The sequence below is a fragment of the Bartonella sp. AP331QHHD genome, from assembly GCF_042195905.1.
Classification (GTDB): domain Bacteria; phylum Pseudomonadota; class Alphaproteobacteria; order Rhizobiales; family Rhizobiaceae; genus Bartonella.
In genome coordinates, this window is record NZ_JBHIPG010000017.1 from 15,563 (window position 1) to 27,937 (window position 12,375).

Sequence of the window (12,375 nt, forward strand, 5' to 3'; positions counted from 1 at the left end):
CGATGCCATTACCCTATCACACACATATATTTAAGCTTGAACCAGCAACAAAAGAAGAAGTCAAAGAAGGTGTTTTAGATAGTAAGGCTCTTGCACCTGTTTCAGTGGGGAGTGCAGCAGCTTATGAGGTAGAATATTTTGCAACCGCTGCTCAAGGAAAAAAGGCTGATGATGCTATTGCAAAGAGAGATATTGGAGCTCTTGCTTACAAAAATAAGGTCACAATTCACGATATTGAAGCAAGTGGTGAAGCGCATGAGAATGCGATTTTATCAGGCGCTGGCTGGGTAAAAATATCGCCTTTAGGGATTGGCGATATGAAGGCTGCTACATATGATCCCGACAATGTGGGGGCAAATGCATTTTCTATGGAAAATATGCACGAGGGTCCTACCAAAAAGATCTTAACCATAGAGGAAAGATCAAAGCTACGATGGTTGAGTTCTACGCAGCCAACGATGGAAAAATGGCGGAGGGGAGATGAAGGTGTTTATTATCCCATATCTCCGGTAGATCTCAAAAATACCATTCGTTATTTTGTAGGCTCAAAGTCTTTTGGTATGTCAAAATCAGTTTATGATCCAGATAAAATAGAAAAAGATGTATTTGATATGGAGAATATGAAGGAAGGGAAAAAGCATCTTATCTTAACTCCTCTAGAACGTGCACAGATTGCAAAAATTGATAAAGTTGAAGATGTTGCACAACAAGGGATTCATGTTGCAAGTGAAGCGAAGAACGTTGCAGATAGTGCATTAAGAACAGCAAATGATGCAAAAGCTTATGCAGTAGATGCAAAAAAAACGGCTGAGACAGCACAAAAAACGGGAGACAGTGCAAAAGCTGAGGCAAATATTGCGCAAACAGCAGCCGATAAAGCGCAAGATACAGCACATAGTGTACAGAAAAAAGTTGATCTCATTCAACCTCTTGGCAAACAAGACTGGATTGATGGCACAAAAACAGTGGATGCACTTATCTCACCAGCCAAACTGATGGCTTCAATCAAAGCAAATAGTAGCAATAGCAGCGGCGGTAGTAGCGGCAACAATGATGGCGGGGTTAGAAAACCTGTTGAAATTCTGATGACAGAAAGCGGAGATATTCCATTGCCTGATGGTATTACTGCTGACACCGATATCGAAGTATGGGCTTGGGGCGGTGGAGGTGGTGGCGTTAAGGATGGCGGCGGCGGCGGCGGTCAATGTGTGCATGTTAAAATGAAAGGTTCTGATTTAGATAAATTAAAAACAGCTTACATTGGTCGTGGTGGTAAAGGTAATGACAGTAACATTTTGTGCAATGGTGGTAGAACAATGATCAAAGGGCTTGTTACAGCAGAAGGAGGATATTCCGTTTCCATGACTCTCGTTAACTTTGGAGGGAAAGGCGGCGATGGAGGAGGAAACAGGGAGGGCAGCAGTGGCGAAAGCTTTATTTTTTCTGGTGGTAATGGTGGAGGGAGTGGAATAGACGGCAAGAGAGCTGGTACTGGTGGAAGTTCTTTTCTTGGCGGCGGCGGTAAATGTAAGGGTTCTATCATGGGGCAGGGTGGTGAGAGTTACAAAGGTGGTAACGGTGGTAGAGGTGGTAAAGAATGTGGCGGCGGCGGTGGTGGATATTTTGATGGGAAACACGGAAGCGACAAAATTGGCGGCGACGGCGGTGATGGAGCAGTACTCATAAAGGTATATTTATAAGGTGAATTGAACAATGGCACGGAAAATAAGTAAAGACTGTTTATACTGTTTAAAAAAGTGGGAAGGTTTGCGCTTGCAGGCTTATCAAGATGCTTCTGGCATATGGACGATTGGTTATGGTCATACGAAAAAAGCCGGTCAACCAACAGTTGTTGAGGGTATGGTGATTACAGAAAAAAAAGCTGAAAACATGCTTTTAGCAGATTTGCGGCAATATGAGAGGGCGGTAGAAAAAGCAGTTTGTGTGAATTTAAGCGACGAGCAGTTCGGCGCTCTTGTTTCCTTTTGTTATAATGTGGGTATTGCAGCTTTCCAAAACTCTACATTGCTTAAAAGGCTTAATCGGGGGGATTATGAAGCGGTACCAACCGAATTGCAGAAATGGACCAAAGCGGGAGGCAAACGTTTACAAGGTCTCGTACACCGGCGTGTAGCAGAGGCAGGGCTATGGGCGAAAGGGGCTTATGTTTCTTCTAATTATCAAACAGTAGAAACGAAACAACCAACAGGGTTTCTCAAAGCAGAAGCATTGGCACCGATTATTGGTTCTTTCTCAGGTCTTGGTGGGTTTTTAGCGGGCAATGGACCAATCCAATGGGCTTTAGCCGCCATTATGGTTTTAGCGGCATGTACTGGCATTTTCTTTGTTGCTAAACGCTTTCAGGAGCACCGCCTATGATCTTATGGATGAAAAGAAACTTGATGGTAACAGGTGCGGCTTTAGCCGCTTTTTTTATTGCCTTAGCAAAAGCTTTTACTCTTGGGAAAAAAGTAGAGCAACAAAAGCAAACAGAAAAAGCTTTAAAAGCAGCCACAACACGGCTTGAGGTGGAAAGTGAAGTTAATCAAAAAAGTGATGCTGATATGCGTGCTGCTCTCTCTCACTGGTTGCGCGACAAATAAATATGCTTCTTCTTGTGTTGGCTGGTTGCCAATTTATTTAGACAAGAAAGATCTGAACGCCATCAGTTCCAATTTAGCAAGAGAGATCTTAAAGCACAATACTCTAGGTGAACGCTTGTGTGGGTGGAAACATGGTTAGAAAAAAATCCAAAAAACACACAGAGCTTACAGAATCAGAAAAAGAAATGCTTCAAGAAATGATCATCACCTATCAAAGCGTGAAAATGATGTCTCGCTTGATGAAGTGGATAGCATTTTTTCTTTTTTTGCTTATCCTCGATTTTGCACGCCTCATGGACGCGCTAGATAATGTCATTGCACATTTAAAGCAGTGGTTTTCAAAGAACTGAACAACTGTCATAAAAGAAAAAATTTCGTAAAATTCTTTATTACTATGAATTGGAGATCCAATTATAAACGCAGTTCAGAATGGGAACCAAGTCGTAAAAGCTCTAGTGTTTTGGCATCTGGCTTTCGATAGATCAAAACTAAATCCGGCTTTATGTGACAATCACGACAATTGCGCCACTGACCTGTTAGTGCATGATCTCTCCAATGCGCCTTTAGCGGTTCATTCTCCGCTAACGCTTTGACCACAAGCAGCAAATCCTCCTCTAGTGCATTAGCATATTTACCTTTGCTTTCACGTTTAAGGTCACGGCGGAATGAACGCGTATAGACAATTTCCCGCATAGCAAGCTTAGGTTTACTTTTCAGATTTACGTGCTTCGGTTCTATCTGAGCGTATCATGGTCCTTAAGCCGTCTAATGATGTACGTTCGACGCGTCCCATTTCGGCATCCTCGATAGCTTGTAATGTTTCCGGATTTGGTTGGAATAGATCAAGTGGTAATGCTCTATCTCTAGCAATGCGGGTCATAAACATGCGCACTGCATCCGATATAGTTAAACCCGTAGACTTAATAACTGCACTTGCAATTTCTTGAACTTCATCAGGTATGCGGGCTTGAATTTTTCCCATTACTAAACCTCCTACTTAATTGTACTACAATGTACTACATTTCAAACCTATGTCAAGAGATTTATCCGTCATGCTATACAACCTTGTGTATTAAGGAGGGTAGGAAGTCAATTTTTAAAAGGAGCTAACCAAAACCTGAGAATTTCTGCTAGAATCACGAGAGAGCTTCTTTTTTAATAGGATTTTTTAGATGCCAACACCATTTGGTAAAACCTTACGCAAACTTCGCATTGATCATTCAGAACGCCTTTTAGATATGGCTAAAAAATTAGATATATCTGTAGCATTTTTATCATCTGTAGAAATTGGCAAAAGATCTGTTCCTGTAGGATTAGAGGAAAAGATAATTGAACTCTATACTTTAGATCAAGAGGTAGCAGAAATTTTGAGAAGAGAATCGGATGCTTGTCGTAAAAGCTTCACTATAAAGCCTTCTAATCCGTTGAGTCGTGAAATTGTTGGTGTAGTTTGACACTAGGTTTTATACTAAGTGGGAAAAGGTGGGATTAGGTAGGAATACGTGATAATTTGTTGTTTTTATGTATAAAATTTAGCATTAAAAGCGCGTTTTGTCAAAATAGATTTTGACACCTAAAATTGTAAAAAAGAGCGAAAATCAGAAAAAAGTGCGTTTTCATGGTAAAAATGAAAGAAGGCTTTGAAAGGTCTGTGAAAACCCTGTGAAAAATTTTGAAAAGTCTGTGAAAGCCCAGAAAACCGCCTTTGAAGACCCTGTGAAAAAAATCAATCCAAAAGTTCAATTGACTCCAAAATCAGCCAAAAATAACCAAAAAAGCAAAAAAGATTTCCATATATAAGTGGAAATCTCTAAAAATTGAGTAAAAAGTATTGTTTATCAATAATTTATATAAATTTTTTAATGTAAAAAGATTTCCACTTTCATTTTTCATATTAAAGAGGCATTAAGCTGTATCTTATGTAGTTTCTGGATGTGCATTTTCAGCTTCTATTTGACGCTTTAAATGCAGTTTTAAAAGAGGTAAAATAAGCTCGACTTCTTCCGTGTCGTTGATGTTTTGAACAAGCTCTTGCAGTTTTCTATAAAGTTCCGCCGCTAATTCCGCTATATCTTCAGGGGGGATCTTTATATTTGCATCGCGATAGGTTGTATAAGCTATGCGACCAAGCTTTTTCATGAGACCAGCAGGGATAGTTTGTGGTTTAAAACCAGCTGTTTTCGCTTTTGCCATGTCTGTAAACATTTCGCCTTCACCCGTAACGAGCCAATGAGGATTAATGTTATAGGCCGTATAATAGGCGTTAATTGTTGAGCATGTTGGTTCGTGTGCTCCAATTTCATAATTGGCAAGGGTGCCACGTTGTAAATTAAGCCGTTGCGCAAAGATACTACGTTCTTCATTTCCGTAGATTCGTCTTATTTCACGTAGGCGTTTTGCCAATGGTGTTTTAGGTTCTAGTTCGGGGCGTGCCAAAAATGCTCCTTATTTATATTGAGTCTCGTTTTAAATTACAGGATTTTAAAAAGAGATTCCCCATTCATCTTAGAGAGGCATTAAGCCGTATTTTGTGTAGTTTCTAGATGTACTCTTTCAGCCTCTATTTGACGCTTTAAATGAATTTTAAGAAGAGGGAAAGTTGCTTCGACTTCTTCCGTGTCGTTGATGTCTTGAACAAGCTCTTGCAGTTTTTTATAAAGTTCCGCCGCGAGTTCCGCTATATCTTCAGGGGGGAGTTTTATTTTAGCATCGCGATAGGTTGTATAAGCTATGCGACCAAGCTTTTTCATGAGACCAGCAGGGATGGTAGGTGCTTTAAAACCAGCTGCTTTCGCTTTTGCCATGTCACTAAACATTTCGCCTTCACCAGTGACAAGCCAGTCTAAGGATATTCCACAGCGATCTTTATATATTCGCATTATAGATGCAGGGGGTTCTTGCAAACCCGTTTCATAATTGCGCATAGTCGTTTCGGGGATTTCAAAATGTTTAGCAAATTGTTTGCGCTCTGTAAAACCAAGGGTGTGCCGTATTTCACGCAAGCGTTTTGCCAGTTCTGTTGTAGGTTCTTTTTCAGGACGTGCCAAAAAAATCACTCCAAATCCATTTTCGGTATTTACAAAAGCCGAATTTGGCATTATACATCTAATTACCGCCCGATATAGAGGGCAGATATTTTACAATTAACCCCACAAAAAACGGATGGTTTGAGCATTCGTTTGAAGCAGGAGCGAAAGTTATGACAACCACCCAAACATGCATTCAAGTATGGGATCGCCATAGTATTTTAGCTGAGCTACGCCGCCGTAATATGACCTTGGCGGAGCTCGCGAAAGCTTATCAACTCTCGTCATCCAGTGTTCAACATATCTGGACACGGTCTAACGAGAAAGCCGAACGTGCTATTGCCGATTTTATCGGTTTGCCCGTCGAGCAGGTTTTTAGCGACCGCTACCCCAAAAGTCGCCGTCGCATTTTTAAAGCAGCAAAACATGCCAATACAGATTCGCGTGCGCATTCTGCTTTGCGCGGGAATGCTGCTTGAACTTCGTTACACGGCTTTGCGCTTTTGCGCATTTGCCATGAATTTAAATACCATAAGATAAAAAGGTTTATCAATGTCTAAAGATCAGTACGAAATAGGCAAGATAAATTGCATAGAGTTGCATCATAGAACAGCCGTTTGCATGGGTTGGTTCTGGCGATTAGATGGTGGTCATATTGTTTTTATAGGGGGTGGTTATGGTTGCTGCTTGTAATTTATGGACCCCAGATGTCAGAAACGATATCGTTAATCCTTATTCAGAAGTTGAACGTTTACAGGTGATGCTTTCCTGTTCTTTAAAAGCCGTGAGTAGTGGATTTAAGCATCTGCCGATCCGGTATATTATTGACCCCCCGCATGGCTTATTTGATGCGGCGTTAGCACGACAGATTGTTATTCATATTTTGCATTATCAGTTTGAGGTGCCACGGCGGCGTATTGTTGCGATACAGGCACGTCAGCGGACTTCTATTTCTCTATCTATGCAAGTGATTAACCGGCGTTTGGAAGAACCCGTTTTTGCGAAAGCTTATCGAAGATGGGCGGGGCGTGCGATGGATTTATTCTTTAAAGAGATCAGAAAGGCGGTGGCGTGATGGCACAGTTTCAAAAGCTTGCTCTTGATGTGATTGTGGTGCCGGAGCGTATACGCCCTGTGGATGATGAGCATGCCAAGGCACTTGCGCAATCAATGGCGCGGGAGGGATTGATGAATCCGATTACGGTGCGCCATACCCCCAATGCTAAGGAAGGTAATTACACACTTATAGCTGGTGCGCATCGGCTTCGTGCTGCTGAGCTTTTGGGCTATAGTGACATTGATGCGGTTGTGGTGCAGGCTGATAAGGACAATGCCGCGCTTTTAGAAGTGGCTGAAAACCTTTTTCGCAATGAATTGTCTGTTATTGATCGTGCGCTTTTTGTCCAGACTTACCGCGAATTGTGGGAAAAGAAGTATGGGGAGATTCAACGTGGTGGTGATCATGGTAATCAATATACAAAGGACAAAGTGGCAAAGGGTAAAGTTTACCCTTTGCCAAAAGATGGTTCTTCAGAGCATAACGAAACTGGGTGTGAAGGAGACAAAGTGGCAAAGGTGCAAGTTGCACCTTTGCCAAAAGAAGGCTTTTCAGAGCATCATGAAACTGGATGTGAAGGGGATAAAGTGGCAAAGGGTCAAGTTGACCCTATTGCTCAAATGGAGGGAGAAGATGGCAAAGTGCAAAGTTTGCACTTTGCCAAACATGTGGCAGATCGTATTGGTTTATCGAAACGTGCAGTGCATTATTTAACGAAAATTTCCCAGCATTTACAGCCGGAGTTGCGGGCGGTTTTGCGGGGGACAGCCTTGGCAGATAATCAAGCGCAGTTGTTGAAGTTGGCGAAGATGGAGCCGGTTGCGCAACGGCGTGTGGCAATTGCGCTCCAACAGGTTGATGGGGATTTGAGGCGGGCTGTTGATTTGGTCAATGGGATTAATACACCGCCGCAAATTAATGAACAGGAACGGATTTTTGCTCAGTTATTAGGTGTTTGGCAAAGGGCCGATGCGCAGACAAAGGCGCGGTTTTGTGATTATTTGAACAAGCAATCAGGGGAGGAGCAGGCATGAAGAGGCATGGTTGCGGGCAGCTTGATTTTTTCCAAAAGCCGGTTTTTCCCTGTCGTGAACCCGTTGCGCAGATTGATTTAGGGCGGTTTCGCTCGCGCATTAAGCGAGCGATGGCGCGGGCTTTGCGTGAATGCCGGCATGAGCGCAGTGTGATTGCGGAGCGTATGGCGCATTATTTAGGGATTGGGTGTTTAAGTAAGGCGAGTTTGGATGCTTATGTTGCGGAAAGTAAGCAGGTGGATATTTCCCTGCCGCGGTTTAAGGCATTTGTGCGGGCGACAGAGGCATTTTGGCTCTGGGATGAGGTGGTGAGTGAAGATGGATTGTTGCTGTTGCAAGGGGATGAGGCGCGTTTAGCAGAGATTGCGCGGCTTCAGCAGGAACAGCGGGAGATTGCAGCGCAATTGAAAGCCATGCGCGCAACGCCGGTTTGCATTAAAAGGGGGCAGCCATGAAGGAATGGTTTACTATTGCCGAATTGGCTGAGGCAGCTTTGCCAGGGTTGCCGAAAACATATAAAAGTCTTGAAAACCACGGACGGGCATATTGGAGAAAAAACTCTGAACTTTCGAGGAAAGTGGGAAGCAAAACCAAGCCGGTTTGGGAGTATCACATTTCTTTATTGCCGGAGGGGGCGCGGGCGGCGTTGTTGGTGCGGGCAGGTGGGGTTTGTGTAGAAGAAAAGACAGAGAAAAGCGATCAAAAGACAAGTATTTGGGTGCGTTATGAGGGGCTTTCAAAGGCGCATAAAAGGCGCTGTGAAGAGCGTTTGAAGGCACTTTGCTTTTGGGAAGATTTGCTCCATGCCGGTATGGGTGTGCATGATGCGGCAAGTTTGAGTGCGGTGCAATTTGGTGTGAGCCGGATGTCGCTTTTTAATTGGCGGCAGATGGTGGAGGGGTATGAGCGCCCTGATTGGTTGGCAGCTTTAGCGCCTTGTTATGGTGAGGAGAATGTTTCGCAATTTGCGCCGTGTCATGAGGGGGCGTGGGAGGTTTTTTGTTCGGATTATTTGCGCCCCTCTAAACCTGCTTTTTCAGCATGTTATCGGCGCATGGTGATGGTTGCGCAGGAGCGGGGTTTTGAGCCCATTCCTTCTGAGCGGGCTTTACGGCGTCGTTTTAAGGCGCAAATTTCCAAAGCGGTTGTGGTTTTAGCACGTGAGGGAGAAGAAAAGGCAAAAAAGCTTTATCCAGCCCAACGGCGTGATCGCTCAAGCCTGCATGCACTGCAAGCGGTGAATATGGACGGGCATAAGCTGGATGTTTTTGTGAGTGTTCCTTGGACAGAGAAGCCTGTGCGGCTTTATCTGATAGCGATACAAGATCTTTATTCGGGCAAGATTTTATCGTGGCGCTTATCGGATGCTGAGACTTGGGAAATCGTTCGTTTGGTGATTGGGGACATGGTGGAAGCTTATGGCATACCGGAGCGTATGACCTTGGATAATGGGCGTGCCTTTACCAGCAAGTGGATTTCTGGAGGTGTGCAAAACCGTTTTCGTTTTAAGATTAAGCCGGATGATCCGCAAGGGCTTTTGACGAGTTTGGGGGTGCAATTGCAATGGACCACCCCTTATAGCGGACAGTCTAAACCGATTGAGCGGGCATGGCGTGATCTGGCAGAAGCGATTTCTAAACATCCCTTTTGTGCGGGGGCTTATACGGGCAATAAACCGGATGCCAAGCCTGAAGATTATGGCAAGCGCGCGATAGGATTTGAAGCGTTTAAAGCCCATGTTGGGGCGCAAATTGTGGCACACAATGCGCAAGCAGGGCGTAAGGCGGTTAATTGTGCGGGGCGCAGTTTTGATGAGACCTTTACTGAGAGCTTGCAAGCCGAGGGGACGATTATTCGGCAAGCAACGGCGGCACAACGGGCTTTATGGCTTTTAACCTCTGAGGCGTTGCGTGCGCAAAAGGGTACGGGGGAGATTCATTTTTATGGCAATCGTTATTGGGCGCGGGCGTTGAATGAGCATGCGGGGAAAAAAGTGATTGTACGCTTTGATCCGGATAATTTGCATCAAGATTTACGGGTTTATGATTTGAACAATCGGTTGCTTTGTCTGGCACCATGCCTTTGTGATGTAGGTTTTTATGACCAGCAGGCGGCGCGCTTGAATGGGCGTTTGCGTAAAGAATATGTGAAGGCTGTTAAAGCAGAAAAACAGTTGGCAGCAAAGCTTGCACCTGATCACTTGGCCGATGTTTATGGGCGCCTTGAGAAAAAGGATGAAGCGTTCAAATCTAAGCTTCCGATAAAGCCAAAGGTGAGCCGCTTGATGCCAAACAATGTGGGGAATTTAGCTTTGAAAGCAGACGATGATGAGGTTTTGGGGGAGGAAGAATTCAGTCAACACTTGCATAAAGCTTTGAGAAAGCTTTCCGCCTCTGATGAGGGGCGTGAGGTGATCAAGTTTCCTAAACGATAGGAAAGGAAAGAGGGGGGGATTTGTAAGAATTCTCAAAAGGAAGCTGGTTTTGTATCGCGTACCAGGTTGAAGCGTTAACAAAGAAAGGGGGGAGGAATCTTAATCCTTTAAAAGTCTAATCAATACATGAAGTTTCTAGGTATCTTTGCCTGATCGGGTGAGATGCGTGGAGTTAGCAAGTTCCCCGATGTGTGAGAAAGAGAGGGGATTTGCAAGGTTAGCCGTTTTAGTATCGCGTACGGCTTTTAAATGTTCATTCTAAAGACAAAAGATAAGGGGCGGGTGGGAGCCCTTCCCCTTATCAATAGTCTAAAATCAATACGAGGGGGGAATATACATGAAAAACGCGATAAATGCAACGGTCGATAAAAATCCTTGGGCGCGACCTAAAATCCAGCCCAATGGAACAGCACAAAACCGCAACAGTGATGACATTGCTTTATGGAATGAGCTTGTGGATGCAGTGAGAGCTTTGGGGCAAATGAATGATTGGTCGAAAGCAGAGGTGGCGCGGCGCATAGGCATGCCGGATGGGACGTTTTCGCAATGGTATGCGGGCAGTTATGCGGGACAGTTGGGGAAGCAAAATGCAAAGGTTCAACAATGGGTTGAGGTTTTAAAGGAAACAGCGGGGTTTTTGGAGCGCATTCCTGAAAAACCAGCCGATAAGCTATCATATCAAAAAATGAAATAAAGTCAATAGGTTGTGTGAAATTATTTTATATGAATCCACTTAAGAATCCACATTTTTATACGTGATTCATTTGACCATTTTTTATATAAGATTGGCATGTATGAATAGACCATAAAAAGCAAATCATAATGTAAATATTATAACGCATGTAAACGTTCATATGAAATGAAAAGCCGATATCATTCATAACAGTTCATAAATTTTATGATACGTTTTTATCACAGCACAAATCACATTGTTTTAAATTTAGTCGTTTGAAAATATCGATAACATACGTTTAAAGATCACATCTTGTTTTAAAGATTGGATTGTTAATCACATAAAAGAGCAAATTAACATTCGCCAAAATTGGCGAGCGCAAAATAGAGAGCTGTCATAACAGCATCATCATAACACCGAACATTTTAAAGATTGCATAAAAGGATTTAAAGACAAGATCGATTTTATAACCACGGTATTTTTTACCGAGGTAGGAAATAAAGGTCATGAAATTCAAAATGCTATATCTTATGAAATGAAAAGCCTTTTAATGAATAGATTGCAGGCTAGTCTTTAAGAATGGAACTATTCGCTTCCACAAAAAAATGGAGGCAAATAATGCCATGGCAGTAGAATAACTATCTACTTTAGATTTGGTACTAAAAACATTTTAAAAGTTATAGTTTAAAAATACGAAACCAAATGAGCTCTTTCCAAATTTGGGGGCAGCTATTAAGACAAAGATAAGCAAACAAACTTCAAAACCATTGTAACATCATAAGGTATGGGTTTTTACTTAATTTTGAGTCAAAAGCTGTAATGTTTAAAGAATGCTCTATTCTAAGATAATGCCTCCAAAAATGGACCGGCTAATATTTAAAGAAATTAGGTTTTAATGAAAAGTACAAATACGCTTATGAGAACCTCTTTAAATGCACGTTTAAACGTTTGAAACATAAGATGAGATCTTTATAAGAAACGTTAAAACTTTTTTTTATAACAGTTATAACTTAGTTATCATTTGCTCTTAAAAACGTTTCATTTATGAGAAAACTAAGATTTAGCTTTCACAGCAGAGCAAAATCTTAAAAACCTTACACTTTATAAAAGCGTTTGTTTATTTATCTTATGAAAAGCTGCTTTTAAAAACCAACGCTTCCAAATGTAAAAAGAACGTTTTTTGCAGATATTTATTGAATATGCATTTGCTTTTGATTGGATTGTTAAAGCTACCGAGCATTTTGATTTGTTTGATACGTTTGATAGCCATAACAAGCGTTATAGGCTCTCTCATTCAAATGAGTGATTAAAGATCATACGCACATTTACATTCCTTTTGATAAGTTTTCATATCTCTCATAGAGCGCTTGCAATATGATACGTTTTGTATATATGCATTCATTACTCCATTGTGGATGATTCATTTTAATCAATAAGAAACGCTATTTGAAAGCCGCGTCATATCATTTGACACGGCTTTTTTTATGTTACTCTCTCTTTTATGATATGTTTATAGCAATGCATTTTATATGCGTTTATACACCATAA

The 12,375-nt window shown here is 42.2% G+C and carries 17 protein-coding genes and 1 pseudogene; 14 read left to right on the forward strand and 4 right to left on the reverse strand.

All coding sequences use genetic code 11. The features are described from left to right. The first annotated feature begins 2 nt into the window (after positions 1-2). Genes ACFIMS_RS01805 through ACFIMS_RS01825 form a run of 5 tightly spaced genes read left to right on the forward strand, consistent with a single transcriptional unit; the run spans position 3 to position 2,953 of the window. Entirely contained in the window at positions 3-1,700 is a 1,698-nt protein-coding gene (locus ACFIMS_RS01805) for a hypothetical protein (protein ID WP_375696330.1), read from the forward strand. Between the two features lie 13 nt (positions 1,701-1,713). Beyond that, the gene (locus tag ACFIMS_RS01810; protein WP_375612619.1) at positions 1,714-2,379 is read left to right on the forward strand and encodes a lysozyme; all 666 of its coding nucleotides are present in this window, start codon (positions 1,714-1,716) and stop codon (positions 2,377-2,379) included. Further along, positions 2,376-2,603: a hypothetical protein gene (locus ACFIMS_RS01815; protein ID WP_375612620.1), complete on the forward strand. Its 228-nt coding sequence runs from the start codon at positions 2,376-2,378 to the stop codon at positions 2,601-2,603. The genes ACFIMS_RS01810 and ACFIMS_RS01815 overlap by 4 nt, the downstream gene beginning before the upstream one ends. After that, positions 2,536-2,742, forward strand: a complete 207-nt coding sequence (locus ACFIMS_RS01820) for a hypothetical protein (protein WP_375633750.1) — start codon at positions 2,536-2,538, stop codon at positions 2,740-2,742. The genes ACFIMS_RS01815 and ACFIMS_RS01820 overlap by 68 nt, the downstream gene beginning before the upstream one ends. Continuing rightward, on the forward strand, positions 2,735-2,953 hold the full coding sequence (locus tag ACFIMS_RS01825; RefSeq protein WP_375630254.1) for a hypothetical protein: 219 nt from the start codon (positions 2,735-2,737) through the stop codon (positions 2,951-2,953). Before ACFIMS_RS01820 ends, ACFIMS_RS01825 begins: the two co-directional genes overlap by 8 nt. A 61-nt stretch (positions 2,954-3,014) precedes the next feature. Here ACFIMS_RS01825 and ACFIMS_RS01830 read toward each other — a convergent pair whose 3' ends face one another. Beyond that, positions 3,015-3,296, reverse strand: coding sequence for a type II toxin-antitoxin system YafQ family toxin (locus ACFIMS_RS01830; protein ID WP_273787998.1), 282 nt, complete (start codon positions 3,294-3,296; stop codon positions 3,015-3,017). 13 nt (positions 3,297-3,309) lie between these two features. Next, the gene (locus tag ACFIMS_RS01835; RefSeq protein WP_375612632.1) at positions 3,310-3,585 is read right to left on the reverse strand and encodes a type II toxin-antitoxin system RelB/DinJ family antitoxin; all 276 of its coding nucleotides are present in this window, start codon (positions 3,583-3,585) and stop codon (positions 3,310-3,312) included. A gap of 190 nt (positions 3,586-3,775) precedes the next feature. Between ACFIMS_RS01835 and ACFIMS_RS01840 the strand changes: the two are divergent. Both ACFIMS_RS01840 and ACFIMS_RS01845 read left to right on the forward strand, forming a co-directional pair. After that, a pseudogene (locus ACFIMS_RS01840) lies at positions 3,776-4,048 on the forward strand (helix-turn-helix domain-containing protein); the annotation flags it as partial. A gap of 217 nt (positions 4,049-4,265) precedes the next feature. Further along, positions 4,266-4,403, forward strand: a complete 138-nt coding sequence (locus ACFIMS_RS01845; protein WP_375627940.1) for a hypothetical protein — start codon at positions 4,266-4,268, stop codon at positions 4,401-4,403. Positions 4,404-4,520: 117 nt separating this feature from the next. Here the strand turns inward: ACFIMS_RS01845 and ACFIMS_RS01850 are convergent, their stop codons facing one another. After that, on the reverse strand, positions 4,521-5,039 hold the full coding sequence (locus ACFIMS_RS01850; RefSeq protein ID WP_375675579.1) for a helix-turn-helix domain-containing protein: 519 nt from the start codon (positions 5,037-5,039) through the stop codon (positions 4,521-4,523). Positions 5,040-5,119: 80 nt separating this feature from the next. Beyond that, a complete protein-coding gene (locus ACFIMS_RS01855) occupies positions 5,120-5,650 on the reverse strand; it encodes a helix-turn-helix domain-containing protein (RefSeq protein ID WP_375686212.1) in 531 nt (176 codons plus the stop codon). Positions 5,651-5,802: 152 nt separating this feature from the next. Here ACFIMS_RS01855 and ACFIMS_RS01860 point away from each other — a divergent pair, with 152 nt between their 5' ends. The 7 genes from ACFIMS_RS01860 to ACFIMS_RS01890 all read left to right on the forward strand — a co-directional run bounded on the left by ACFIMS_RS01860 (position 5,803) and on the right by ACFIMS_RS01890 (position 10,848). Further along, positions 5,803-6,108 (forward strand): helix-turn-helix transcriptional regulator, encoded by a 306-nt coding sequence (locus ACFIMS_RS01860; protein WP_005864619.1) that lies wholly within the window; start codon positions 5,803-5,805, stop codon positions 6,106-6,108. 73 nt (positions 6,109-6,181) lie between these two features. After that, on the forward strand, positions 6,182-6,322 hold the full coding sequence (locus ACFIMS_RS01865; RefSeq protein WP_273755279.1) for a hypothetical protein: 141 nt from the start codon (positions 6,182-6,184) through the stop codon (positions 6,320-6,322). Continuing rightward, complete coding sequence (locus tag ACFIMS_RS01870) at positions 6,306-6,704, forward strand: hypothetical protein (protein WP_375675574.1); 399 nt, start codon at positions 6,306-6,308, stop codon at positions 6,702-6,704. Before ACFIMS_RS01865 ends, ACFIMS_RS01870 begins: the two co-directional genes overlap by 17 nt. Beyond that, on the forward strand, positions 6,704-7,720 hold the full coding sequence (locus ACFIMS_RS01875; protein ID WP_375696331.1) for a ParB/RepB/Spo0J family partition protein: 1,017 nt from the start codon (positions 6,704-6,706) through the stop codon (positions 7,718-7,720). The genes ACFIMS_RS01870 and ACFIMS_RS01875 overlap by 1 nt, the downstream gene beginning before the upstream one ends. Continuing rightward, complete coding sequence (locus tag ACFIMS_RS01880) at positions 7,717-8,175, forward strand: hypothetical protein (protein WP_375681125.1); 459 nt, start codon at positions 7,717-7,719, stop codon at positions 8,173-8,175. Before ACFIMS_RS01875 ends, ACFIMS_RS01880 begins: the two co-directional genes overlap by 4 nt. Continuing rightward, the gene (locus ACFIMS_RS01885; RefSeq protein WP_375696332.1) at positions 8,172-10,154 is read left to right on the forward strand and encodes a transposase domain-containing protein; all 1,983 of its coding nucleotides are present in this window, start codon (positions 8,172-8,174) and stop codon (positions 10,152-10,154) included. The genes ACFIMS_RS01880 and ACFIMS_RS01885 overlap by 4 nt, the downstream gene beginning before the upstream one ends. A 337-nt stretch (positions 10,155-10,491) precedes the next feature. Then, positions 10,492-10,848: a hypothetical protein gene (locus ACFIMS_RS01890; protein ID WP_375696333.1), complete on the forward strand. Its 357-nt coding sequence runs from the start codon at positions 10,492-10,494 to the stop codon at positions 10,846-10,848. Positions 10,849-12,375: the final 1,527 nt, after the last annotated feature.

What these genes read in the sequence shown, in the direction of transcription:
- ACFIMS_RS01885 (WP_375696332.1), top strand. Translation starts at nt 8,172, where the DNA reads ATGAAGGAATGGTTTACTATTGCCGAATTGGCTGAGGCAGCTTTGCCA.
- ACFIMS_RS01815 (WP_375612620.1), top strand. Translation starts at nt 2,376, where the DNA reads ATGATCTTATGGATGAAAAGAAACTTGATGGTAACAGGTGCGGCTTTA.
- ACFIMS_RS01825 (WP_375630254.1), top strand. Translation starts at nt 2,735, where the DNA reads ATGGTTAGAAAAAAATCCAAAAAACACACAGAGCTTACAGAATCAGAA.
- ACFIMS_RS01875 (WP_375696331.1), top strand. Translation starts at nt 6,704, where the DNA reads ATGGCACAGTTTCAAAAGCTTGCTCTTGATGTGATTGTGGTGCCGGAG.
- ACFIMS_RS01860 (WP_005864619.1), top strand. Translation starts at nt 5,803, where the DNA reads ATGACAACCACCCAAACATGCATTCAAGTATGGGATCGCCATAGTATT.
- ACFIMS_RS01810 (WP_375612619.1), top strand. Translation starts at nt 1,714, where the DNA reads ATGGCACGGAAAATAAGTAAAGACTGTTTATACTGTTTAAAAAAGTGG.
- ACFIMS_RS01870 (WP_375675574.1), top strand. Translation starts at nt 6,306, where the DNA reads ATGGTTGCTGCTTGTAATTTATGGACCCCAGATGTCAGAAACGATATC.
- ACFIMS_RS01830 (WP_273787998.1), bottom strand. Translation starts at nt 3,296, where the DNA reads ATGCGGGAAATTGTCTATACGCGTTCATTCCGCCGTGACCTTAAACGT.
- ACFIMS_RS01865 (WP_273755279.1), top strand. Translation starts at nt 6,182, where the DNA reads ATGTCTAAAGATCAGTACGAAATAGGCAAGATAAATTGCATAGAGTTG.
- ACFIMS_RS01835 (WP_375612632.1), bottom strand. Translation starts at nt 3,585, where the DNA reads ATGGGAAAAATTCAAGCCCGCATACCTGATGAAGTTCAAGAAATTGCA.
- ACFIMS_RS01805 (WP_375696330.1), top strand. Translation starts at nt 3, where the DNA reads ATGCCATTACCCTATCACACACATATATTTAAGCTTGAACCAGCAACA.
- ACFIMS_RS01880 (WP_375681125.1), top strand. Translation starts at nt 7,717, where the DNA reads ATGAAGAGGCATGGTTGCGGGCAGCTTGATTTTTTCCAAAAGCCGGTT.
- ACFIMS_RS01890 (WP_375696333.1), top strand. Translation starts at nt 10,492, where the DNA reads ATGAAAAACGCGATAAATGCAACGGTCGATAAAAATCCTTGGGCGCGA.